Genomic DNA, 534 nt, shown 5'->3' on the forward strand with positions numbered 1-534 from the left:
TGGATGATGTCGTAGTAGAACTTCATCAACGCGAAAGCGATCTTCTCACGCGAACCGTTTTTGACTTTCTCCAAATAAGCCGCTGCTTCTGCCTCCCAGTCGGGCATAACTCGCTCTGAGTAAGCCTGAACGGCCTTGATGACCAAGCCAGCAGCGCCACCTTCAAGGAATCGGCGGAGCTTTGTCAGGTTGGGACGATCATGAGTGATGACCAAGCCCTGAGCGATGTTGTTCAGTGCCTGCCATCCAAATGATTTGAACGGGTCGGCCCCTGCTTCGGACGGGATCAACGCTGCCAAACGACTTGCAATTTCAGTCACGCGGGTGAAGTTACGCAGAGGGTCGATACGCACCGACTCTTCCGGGAATGCTGGATGAAATGAGACGAATCTTTCCGGCTGCCCCATAGCTTCACAGGCACGTCGGGCATTGTCCCGCATCTCCTTATCCCCTTTCGGGTCTATGATGATCACGGCTTCCCCACGCAGAATGGCCTGTGAAATCAGGATGTCGAACATACGGGTCTTGCCCGAG

1 pseudogene is annotated in these 534 nt (G+C 54.3%); it reads right to left on the reverse strand.

Annotation, left to right across the window (positions count from 1 at the left end):
* Nucleotides 1–534 (reverse strand): annotated as a pseudogene (locus R7Q46_RS29895) (conjugal transfer protein); the annotation flags it as partial.

This window comes from Vibrio sp. 811, from assembly GCF_033339195.1.